This window comes from Blastococcus sp. KM273128, assembly GCF_021698975.1.
In the GTDB taxonomy this organism is placed as follows: domain Bacteria; phylum Actinomycetota; class Actinomycetes; order Mycobacteriales; family Geodermatophilaceae; genus Blastococcus.
This window is the reverse complement of record NZ_SSXA01000051.1, coordinates 19,740-28,556: the sequence shown is the minus strand read 5'-3', so window position 1 is coordinate 28,556 and position 8,817 is coordinate 19,740. Positions and strand designations below refer to the sequence as shown.

9 protein-coding genes are annotated in these 8,817 nt (G+C 74.8%); 1 reads left to right on the top strand and 8 read right to left on the bottom strand.

The window, feature by feature from the left end; translation table 11 throughout:
- The 3 genes from E9529_RS14805 to E9529_RS14795 form a co-directional block, all read right to left on the bottom strand.
- The coding region (locus tag E9529_RS14805; RefSeq protein WP_236831915.1) for a low specificity L-threonine aldolase at window positions 1–847 on the bottom strand (847 nt) is incomplete at its 3' end.
- 58 nt (window positions 848–905) lie between these two features.
- A complete protein-coding gene (locus tag E9529_RS14800; protein WP_236831914.1) occupies window positions 906–2,243 on the bottom strand; it encodes a class II 3-deoxy-7-phosphoheptulonate synthase in 1,338 nt (445 codons plus the stop codon).
- Between the two features lie 52 nt (window positions 2,244–2,295).
- Window positions 2,296–3,321, bottom strand: a complete 1,026-nt coding sequence (locus E9529_RS14795; RefSeq protein ID WP_236831913.1) for an ATP-dependent 6-phosphofructokinase — start codon at window positions 3,319–3,321, stop codon at window positions 2,296–2,298.
- Window positions 3,322–3,501: 180 nt separating this feature from the next.
- Between E9529_RS14795 and E9529_RS14790 the strand changes: the two genes are divergently transcribed.
- Window positions 3,502–5,652, top strand: a complete 2,151-nt coding sequence (locus E9529_RS14790; protein ID WP_236831912.1) for a methyl-accepting chemotaxis protein — start codon at window positions 3,502–3,504, stop codon at window positions 5,650–5,652.
- Window positions 5,653–5,670: 18 nt separating this feature from the next.
- Here E9529_RS14790 and E9529_RS14785 read toward each other — a convergent pair whose 3' ends face one another.
- Genes E9529_RS14785 through E9529_RS14765 form a run of 5 tightly spaced genes read right to left on the bottom strand, consistent with a single transcriptional unit; the run spans window position 5,671 to window position 8,801 of the window.
- Complete coding sequence (locus E9529_RS14785; RefSeq protein ID WP_236831911.1) at window positions 5,671–6,354, bottom strand: hypothetical protein; 684 nt, start codon at window positions 6,352–6,354, stop codon at window positions 5,671–5,673.
- A 3-nt stretch (window positions 6,355–6,357) separates the two neighbouring features.
- Window positions 6,358–6,540 carry a hypothetical protein gene (locus E9529_RS14780; RefSeq protein ID WP_236831910.1) on the bottom strand — a complete coding sequence of 61 codons (183 nt, stop codon included), beginning with the start codon at window positions 6,538–6,540 and terminating at the stop codon, window positions 6,358–6,360.
- Entirely contained in the window at window positions 6,540–7,004 is a 465-nt protein-coding gene (locus E9529_RS14775; RefSeq protein ID WP_236831909.1) for an STAS domain-containing protein, read from the bottom strand. Before E9529_RS14775 ends, E9529_RS14780 begins: the two co-directional genes overlap by 1 nt.
- A 52-nt stretch (window positions 7,005–7,056) precedes the next feature.
- Window positions 7,057–8,319, bottom strand: a complete 1,263-nt coding sequence (locus E9529_RS14770; RefSeq protein ID WP_236831908.1) for a CdaR family transcriptional regulator — start codon at window positions 8,317–8,319, stop codon at window positions 7,057–7,059.
- On the bottom strand, window positions 8,316–8,801 hold the full coding sequence (locus E9529_RS14765; RefSeq protein ID WP_236831907.1) for a polyadenylate-specific 3'-exoribonuclease AS: 486 nt from the start codon (window positions 8,799–8,801) through the stop codon (window positions 8,316–8,318). The genes E9529_RS14770 and E9529_RS14765 overlap by 4 nt, the downstream gene beginning before the upstream one ends.
- Window positions 8,802–8,817: the final 16 nt, after the last annotated feature.

Here is an 8,817-nt window from a genome sequence, read left to right as displayed (position 1 = left end):
CGCCGTCGAGCACCACCATGTTGGTCTCCACCGTCGCCGGGTCGACGCCCAGCCGCTTGGCCAGCAGCCGCGCGTGCTCGTGGTCCTCGCCCAGCCGCGGGAGGTGGTGGTCGAGGGCGTGGAGGCAGGCGGCCGCGAGCACCCCGACCTGGCGCATGCCGCCGCCGAGGCGCTTGCGCCAGAGCCGGGCGGCCGCGATCCGCTCCGCCGACGCCACCAGCACCGACCCGACCGGCGCCCCGAGCCCCTTGGAGAAGCAGACCGACGCGGTGTCGGCGAGCCCGCCGTAGGTGGACAGCGGGACGCCCGAGGCGGCGTGCGCGTTCCAGATCCGGGCGCCGTCGAGGTGCACCGCGACGTCGGCCTGCCGCGACCAGTCCCACAGCGCCTGCAGCTGGTCCAGCGGCTGCACCAGCCCGCCGCCGCGGTTGTGCGAGTTCTCCACCGCGACCGCAGCCGTGGCCGTCAGGTGCCAGTTGTCCTTCGGCCGCACCTGCTCGATGAGCTGCGCGGCGTCCAGCCGGCCACCGGCGGACACCACCGTGCGCGTCGAGATGCCGAAGACCGCCGCCGCGGCGCCCATCTCGTAGGTGACCACGTGCGCGTCGGCGTCGCAGAGCACCTCCTGCCCCGGCTCGCAGACCAGGCGCATGCCGATCTGGTTGCCCATGGTCCCGCTCGGCACGAACACCGCGGCCTCGTGGCCGAACAGCTCCGCGGTCCGCTCCTCGAGGGCGACGACGGTGGGGTCCTCGACGTAGACGTCGTCGCCCACCTCGGCATCGGCCATGGCCCGGCGCATGTCCGGGGTGGGCTTCGTGACGGTGTCGGACCGGAGGTCGATCATGGCCTCGTCCAGAGGCTCGTCCCGAGCTCACGAGGGATGAGGGGGACGGGGTCCTTTCTCATCCCCGCAGCATCTCCGCGACGAGGAACGCGAGCTCCAGCGACTGGCCGGTGTTCAGCCGCGGGTCGCAGGCGGTCTCGTACCGGCTGTTGAGGTCCTCGTCGCTGATCTCCATCGCGCCGCCGAGGCACTCGGTGACGTCCTCGCCGGTGAGCTCCACGTGGATGCCCCCGGGCCAGGTGCCCAGCGCCCGGTGCACGTCGAAGAAGCCGAGCACCTCGTCGACGACCCGGTCGAAGTGGCGGGTCTTGTAGCCCGTCGGGGACTCGTGGGTGTTGCCGTGCATCGGGTCGCACTGCCACACGACCTGGTGGCCGCTGGCGGTCACCTTCTCCACGATGCCGGGCAGGACGTCGCGGATCTTCCCGTTGCCCATCCGGCTGATCAGCGTCAGCTTGCCGGGGACGCCGTCGGGGTCCAGCCGCTCGACCAGCTCGGTGGCCTGCTCCGGCGTCGTCGTCGGGCCGATCTTCACGCCGACGGGGTTGGCCAGCTTGGACGCGAACTCGATGTGCGCGCCGTCCATCTGGCGGGTGCGCTCCCCCACCCACACGAAGTGGGCGCTCAACGCGTACGGGCGGCCCTCGTGCATGCGCAGCAGGGCCCGCTCGTAGTCGAGGATCAGCGCCTCGTGCGAGTTGAACAGCTCCACCCCGCGCAGCGCGTCGGAGTCGATGCCGCAGGCGCGCATGAACGCCAGCGCGCGGTCGATCTCGCGGGCGATGACCTCGTAGCGCACCCCCGCCGGGGAGTTCGCGACGAAGTCGCGGTTCCAGTCGTGGACGGCGTGCAGGTCGGCCAGGCCACCGCGGGCGTAGGCGCGGATCATGTTCATGGCGGCCGCGGAGTTGGCGTAGGCCCGCACCAGCCGGTTGGGGTCGGGGATCCGCTTCTCCAGCACCGGCTCCAGCGAGTTGACCATGTCGCCGCGGTAGGACGGCAGGCCGAGGGCGTCGGTGTCCGAGGAGCGCGGCTTGGCGTACTGGCCGGCGACGCGGCCGACCTTCACCACGGGCACGCTCGCGCCGTAGGTGAGGACGACGGCCATCTGCAGCATCGTGCGCGTCGTGGCCTGCAGGTGCGGCTCGGTGTTCAGGTCGAACGTCTCGGCGCAGTCACCGCCCTGCAGCAGGAAGGCCTTGCCCTGGGCGACGTCGGCCAGCTGCGCGCGCAGCGTGTCGACCTCGCTGGGGGCGACGATGGGCGGCACGGTGGACAGGGTCTCCAGCACCGCGTCCAGGGCGACCCGGTCGGGCCACCTCGGCTGCTGGGCGGCGGGCAGCTCCCGCCACCGGTCCAGACCGGGGACCAGCTCGGCAGGTTCGGGGAGGCTCACGGGGGCCAGCCTACGGCGCGCGCCCACCGGCCCAGAGCCGATGGGCCCTCCCTCAGCCGAAGAAGACCTCCGCCTCGGCGTACCGCTCGGCCGGCACGAGCTTGAGCCGGGCGGTCGCGGTGGCCAGCGGGACCCGCACGATCTCGGTGCCGCGCAGCGCGACCATCACGCCGCTCTCCCCGTCGTGGACCGCCTCGAGCGCGGCCAGCCCGAAGCGGGTCGCCAGCACCCGGTCGAACGGCGAGGGGGTGCCCCCGCGCTGCAGGTGGCCCAGGACGACGGCGCGCGACTCCCGGCCGGTCCGCTCCTCGATCAGCGCGGCCAGCGCCGGGCCGATCCCGCCGAGCCGGACGTGCCCGAAGGCGTCCTGCTCCCCCGTCGCCACGGTCAGCGCGCCGTCGGTGGCCTGCGCGCCCTCGGAGACGACGACGATCGGTGAGAACCCGGTGTCGAAGCGGTGCTGCACGTGCGCGACGACGGCGTCGACGTCGAACGGGTGCTCGGGGACGAGGATGACGTTCGCCCCGCCGGCCATGCCCGCGTGCAGCGCGATCCACCCCGCGTGCCGGCCCATGACCTCGACGACCAGCGTGCGGTGGTGGCTGTCCCCGGTGGTGTGCAGCCGGTCGATCGCCTCCATCGCCACGCCCACCGCGGTGTCGAACCCGAAGGTGTAGTCGGTGCCCTCCAGGTCGTTGTCGATGGTCTTGGGCACCCCGACCACGCGCACCCCCCGCTCGGCCAGGCGGGTGGCGACGCCGAGGGTGTCCTCCCCGCCGATGGGCACCAGCGCGTCGATGCCCCACCGGTCGAGGCAGGCCAGCACCCGGTCGGGGCCGTCGTCGCGGGCGTAGGGGTTGGTGCGCGAGGTGCCGAGGACGGTGCCCCCGCGGGGCAGGATGCCGCGCACCGCGGCCAGGTCCAGCGGGACGGCGTCGCCCTCCAGCAGGCCGCGCCAGCCGTCGCGGAAGCCGATCACCTCGTCGCCGTCGTGACCGACGCCCTTGCGCACGACCGCGCGGATGACCGCGTTGAGCCCGGGGCAGTCGCCGCCCCCCGTGAGGATGCCGATGCGCATGGACGCCTCCAGCGGAGCTCCGTTCCTGGCCGCGCCATGATGCCGCAGGCCGGGGCGCCGGGAGGGGTTCCGGAGCGCCGTTTCGAGTGCGTGGCCCGTAGCGGTACCGGATCGGCCGCGGGCTGCCGATGGGGACGACGACGGCGGCGCCGCAGCGCCGCCCCGACCGGAAGGCCGAACATGCGCTGGACGAACCTGCCCTCCTGGGCGGTTCCATCGAACACGGGCATCCGCACGAAGGTGGTGGCGCTGGCCGTCGCCAGCATCGCCGTGACCGGTGTGGCCATGGGCGGTGTCAGCGCCTGGCAGAGCAGCCGGTTCGCCGACGACGCCGCGCGGGACATGGACGCCCTCGTGGAGGAGAACATCAGCCGGGCCGCCCGCGGCGCCTACGACCTGGTCTCCACCCAGGGCGAGTCGACGGCGGTGAAGGTGGACCACGACCTCAACGCGGCGCGGTACGTGCTGCAGCAGTCCGGGGGCTTCGCCATCGACGGCTCGGGCCGCAACCCGGTCACCTGGCAGGCCAAGAACCAGATGGACGGCGTGGTCACCCCGGTGACCCTGCCGCGCGTCCTGGTCGGCGGCGAGTGGCTGGGCCAGAACACCGACATGGCCGTCCGGACCCCGGTCGTCGACGACATCATGTCGATGGTCGGCGCCACCGTGACGCTGTTCCAGAAGACCCCCGAGGGCAACTTCCTCCGCGTCGCGACGAACGTGCAGGCCGCGTCCGGCTCGCGCGCGATCGGCACCTACATCCCCGCCGTGAACCCCGACGGCAAGCCCAACCCGGTCGCCGCCGCGGTGAGCAGCGGGCAGACCTACCGCGGCAACGCGTTCGTCGTCGACTCGTGGTTGGTGTCGGCCTACGAGCCGATCCTCGGCCCCGCCGGCGACGTCGTCGGCGTCCTCTACGTCGGGGCGAAGCAGACCAACCTGCCCGCGCTGCGCCAGGGCCTGGAGTCGACCACCATCGGCGAGAACGGCCACATCGAGGTCTACGGCGGCACCGGCGACCGGGCCGGCAGCGTCCTGGTCAGCCCCGGCGGCGCGCGGGACGGCGAGCAGCTGATCGACGCGACCGACGCCGACGGCGCCCCCTACGTCCGGCAGATCGTCGACGCCGCCCTGCCGCTGCAGGAGGGCGAGCAGGCGACGGTGCGCTACGTCGACCCCGCGGAGGGCCCGACGACGGCCCGCGTCTCCTACTACGCGCCGTGGGACTGGGTGATCACCGCCGTCACCCGCGACGCCGACTTCGCCGGTGCCACCGACGCGCTGGCCGAGGGCCGCACCTCGATGGTCTGGTCGATGGTGCTCGCGGCGCTGCTCATCGCCGTCGTCGGCGGGCTGATCGCGCTGTGGGTCGGCCGCCGGCTCACCCGGCCGCTGACCCGCCTGCGCGACCGCATGGCCGAGATCGCCGACGGCGAGGGCGACCTGACCCAGCGGATGGACGACTCCCGCGACGACGAGGTCGGCCAGCTGTCGGGCGCGTTCAACCGCTTCGTCGACAAGGTCGCCGGCACCGTGCGGGACATCCACCGCTGCGCCCGCGAGGTGGCCTCCTCCGCGGCCGGGGTGTCCGCCGTGGCCGACGGGCTGGCGCAGCGCGCCTCCCGCAGCCGCGACCAGGCCCAGGGCGCGCACGGTGCGGCGTCGGAGATCAGCAGCAGCGTCTCGTCGGCCGCGGCCGGCGCCGAGGAGATGGGTGCCTCGATCACCGAGATCGCCCGCAGCGCCGCCGAGGCCGCGGAGGTGGGGCGCCAGGCCGCCTCGCTCGCCGAGCAGACCGAGACCACGATCGCCGCGCTCGGGGCCAGCTCCGCGGAGATCGGCGACGTCGTCAAGGTCATCTCCGGCGTCGCCGAGCAGACGAACCTGCTCGCGCTCAACGCCACCATCGAGGCGGCCCGCGCCGGTGACGCGGGCAAGGGCTTCGCCGTCGTCGCCAACGAGGTCAAGGAGCTCGCCCAGGAGGCGGCGAAGGCCAGCGAGGAGATCGCCCAGCGGGTCCAGGGCATCCAGTCCGAGACCACAGACGCGGTGCGGTCGATCTCCCGCATCGCCGAGGTGGTCCGGGCGATCAACGACCACCAGACGACGATCGCCAGCGCCGTCGAGGAGCAGACGGCGACCACCCGCGAGCTGAGCCGCAGCGTGGCCAGTGCCGCGGAGGGGGCCGGCGCCGTCACCACCACGCTGACGTCGGTGCGCCAGGACGCCGACGACAGCGCGTCCGACGTCGAGCGGGCGCGCACGGCGGCCCAGGAGCTGGACGGGCTCTCCAAGGAGCTCAACCGGCTGCTCTCGGTCTTCACCGTCTGACCTCGGCGGCGGCTCGCGTCAGCCCGCGACGTCGCCGTCGGTCCGCAGGTGCGGCCGGGGAGAGCCACCTCCCGCGGCCAGCCACGCGGTGACCCCGTCGGGGTCCCTGCGGCTCAGCTCCTCCAGCAGGCGGGCGCGCACCTCCGCCGTCCGGGCGCGGTGGCGGCCCGACCGGAGCAGCAGCTCGTCGGTCACCAGCCACCGGTCGACCAGCTCAGCCGTCGGCAGCGCCGGCAGGACCGCCCCCGCCTCCACCGCGTCGCGGATCTCCACCGCGGGGTCCGCCGCCAGCTGGTCCGCTGCCACGAGCGGACCCACCACGAGCACGACGAGCGCGACCAGCCCGCCCAGGGAGCCCAGCACGGGCAGGGCCGCGCCGAACGGGACGAGCAGGACGCCGGCTGCCGTGGCATGGACGACGAGGCGGCGCGGCGCCGGCTCCCGGGGGTAGCCCCCTGTCGCGAGCGCGGCCACCCCGCCCAGGACCACGCCCAGGGCCGGGCCGTGCAGCAGGGTCGACTGCCAGGGCGCGACCAGGGCTCCCACCAGCGCCGTCCCGAGGAACGTCGTGGTGATCAGCACCCGGCCCCAGCGCACGGCCCGCCACCACAGCGCCTGCCGCCAGGCCCTCGACGGGAGGAGCGGCGCCGCGGGGGCCGGGAGCGGCGGCGGTTCCGGCGGGAACGACGCAGCGGTGCTCACGGCTCACCGGTCGGGCCGGGCCGGGTGGCCGGTAGCGGCTGCGCGCCGCCCGGAGAGCCGGTCGTGGACGGCGAGGACGACGACGGCCCCGACGACCGAGCCGACGATCCCGGCCGGGCCGAAGCCCCGATCGCGGAACCCGAAAAAGAGCACCCCGAAGACGAGGAACCAGAGCAGGGAGAGCATCAGGTCCCTGCCCCACGGGCGCGTGCCGGAGGACCGTCGACCTCCCCGGACGAGCCGCCACCGTGCACCGGGTGGCCCATCAAGCGGAGCAACCGGGACACCCACGGCGACGCGGCCACGAGGACGACGTCGCCGTCCAGGGCCGGTGCCAGCCCGTGCGAGTTGGCGTAGGAGACGCCGGACAGGTCGACCGCGACCGCACCGGCGTGGGTCGAGCGGACGTGCGCCAGCACGGCCTCGAGCAGCTCCCGGCCGACCATGTCGAGCTCCCCGGAGACCACGATCACCGGCCGTTCCCCCGCGCGCCGCACCTCGAGGGACAGCTCCCCCACGCGCTCCCGCGGTACCGATCCCTCGTGCGGGGGCACGGCGCGCCGTCGGCGACGGGCGGCCGCCGGGGGCCGGTACGACGTGGTGGCGGAACGAGCGCGGAAGCGGGGTACCGGGTGGGTGCTCCGTGTCATGCGCCGACGCTAGGTGCGGTGGCCCCGGGGCGTCAGGTGCCGTCCCGGACGACTAACGGTCGTGCTCGCTGCCGTGACCCGGCAGTCGGGGAGGCTCCTGGCGGGCCGTTCCCGACGTGGTCGCGGGCCAGCCGAGCAGGCGGGCCCCGGTCACGGCGACCATGAGCGCGAGCTGGTCCGCGGGGTCCCCGGGGTCGTAACCGGTGAGCTTCCGCACCCGCTGCAGGCGGTAGGTGACCGCCCGCACGCTGAGGTGCAGGCGGCGGGCCACGGACGCGGCGTTGCGCCCGTCCGCGAAGTACCCCTCCACCGTCTCCACGAGCGGGCCCGCCCCACCGCGAGCCCGGGTCAGCGGCCCGAGCACCGTGCCGACCAGGTCGGAGATGGCCTCCTCGTCGCGCAGCAGGACGCGGTACACGAGCATGTCCCGCGCGTGCACCACGCGATCCGGCAGCCCGAGCCGCTCGGCCACCTCGAGCGCGTCGACCGCCTCCCGGTAGGAGCGCGGCACCCCCCGCGGACCCGGGTGGGAGCGCCCCACCCCCACCCGCCACCCCGGCCGCCCGGTCAACCGCGCCACGGCCGGCCCGGCGGCCTCCGCGAGCGCCCGGCCGTCGACGTCCCCGAGGTCTTCTCCGGGCGCGGTCGGGAGGACGCTCACCAGCCGGCCCTCCTTGGCCGCCACGAGCACGGTCCGTCCCCCGAGCCGCAGCCGCGCCCCGTCCTCGAGCCACGTCGTCAGGTGCATGCCCGAGTCGACCGGCCGGTCCGTGGAGGCGACCGTCACGGTGTGACCGCCGGTCAGCGCCATCCCCAGCCGCGCCGCACGCTCCACCAGGGGGCCGACCTCCGACCGGCCGCTGAGCAGGTCGTCGACGAACTCCCGGCGGAACGCCTCCTCGCGGCGGACCACCTCGCGCTGCGCCTCCTCGTGCCCCGCCGCGAGCGCTGCGAGCGCGGTGTCGGCGCCCCGCCACACGGCTTCCCCGACCGCCACGAGGTCCGAGGGCAGCGGGGACCGGCCACGCGCGTCGCCGACCAGCCGCGGCAGCCGTGACCAGAGCCGGCGCGACGCGCTCATGTACAGGTCCACCAGCGCCGGGAGCGCGACCCCCTGCCGCGCGGCCTCGGCGCCCAGCGACCGGCAGTGCGCCTCCTCGTCGGACGTGAGCCGCCGGCCACGCACCGCGACCTCGACCAGCGCGGCCAGGTAACCGTCGAGCAGGGCCGAGGGCAGTCCGTGCTCCGCGGCCGCGGCGGCACCGACCTCCGCCACCACGTCGGCAGGTCGGGACCCGCCGGTGCGGGAGCTCACGCCCGGGCCGACTCGATCGCGTTCCAGCGCGCCAGGTTGTAGCGGGCGTCGACCAGCGCGTCGTGCGTGCCCTGGGGCTTGGGCGGCAGCGGCGGCTGCCCCCGGTCGTCCCAGCGCTGGCGCAGCTCGCGGGTGAACCGCGGGATCGGGCGCGGGAGCGCCGGCATCGCCCCCCACAGCTGGCACAGCGCCACGTGGTCGTAGGCGGCGAACCACGCCCAGAGCTCGATCTCCTCCCCCGGCGCGGTCAGGAAGGAGAGCAGCTCCTCCCGGATCCGCTCCCGGCTGCGCCACGCCCGGTCCGCCGGCGGGGGCAGCTGGTCGAGGACGTTGCGGCGCACCCACGGGATGGCCCGGTCGGGGTCGAACTCGGTGCTGACCGCGTAGAACTCCCGGCCGGTCTCGTCCACGACGCCGATGGAGACGAGGTCGATCGTGGTGCCGTCCTCGATGAACTCGGTGTCGTAGAAGAAGCGCCGCACGGCACCCACCGTAGGC

Coding starts and splice junctions, on each gene's coding strand:
- E9529_RS14795 (WP_236831913.1), bottom strand. CDS start 3,321: ATGCGCATCGGCATCCTCACGGGGGGCGGCGACTGCCCCGGGCTCAAC.
- E9529_RS14790 (WP_236831912.1), top strand. CDS start 3,502: ATGCGCTGGACGAACCTGCCCTCCTGGGCGGTTCCATCGAACACGGGC.
- E9529_RS14780 (WP_236831910.1), bottom strand. CDS start 6,540: ATGCTCTCCCTGCTCTGGTTCCTCGTCTTCGGGGTGCTCTTTTTCGGG.
- E9529_RS14775 (WP_236831909.1), bottom strand. CDS start 7,004: ATGACACGGAGCACCCACCCGGTACCCCGCTTCCGCGCTCGTTCCGCC.